This is a genomic window from Bartonella taylorii 8TBB (assembly GCF_902825155.1).
Taxonomy (GTDB): domain Bacteria; phylum Pseudomonadota; class Alphaproteobacteria; order Rhizobiales; family Rhizobiaceae; genus Bartonella; species Bartonella taylorii_A.
In genome coordinates, this window is sequence record NZ_CADEAG010000192.1 from 1 (window position 1) to 399 (window position 399).

Consider the following 399-nt stretch of genomic DNA (forward strand, 5'->3'; position numbering starts at 1 on the left):
TATATGTTTGTGGCATTAGGTGTTGGAGCTTATGGCGCTGCTGTCTTTCATCTTTTTACGCATGCTTTTTTTAAAGCCTTATTGTTTCTTGGTGCAGGTTCTGTCATTCATGCTGTATCTGATGAACAAGATATGCGAAAAATGGGTGGGTTACGCAAACATATAAAAGTCACCTATTGGATGATGATGGTCGGGACCATTGCATTGACAGGTGTTGGAATTCCAGGAACACTTTTCGGGACTGCAGGTTTTTTCTCGAAAGATGCGATTATAGAGTCTGCTTTTGCATCCCATAATATTGCTTCAGGATATGCTTTTTAGCTTCTTGTTTTTGCAGCTTTATTAACAAGTTTCTATTCATGGCGGCTTATCTTTATGACATTCCATGGTAAACCACGA

General features: G+C 39.3%; 1 pseudogene. It reads left to right on the forward strand.

The features are described 5' to 3' along the window. Positions 1-399: pseudogene (locus tag J7R13_RS09255) on the forward strand (proton-conducting transporter transmembrane domain-containing protein); the annotation flags it as partial.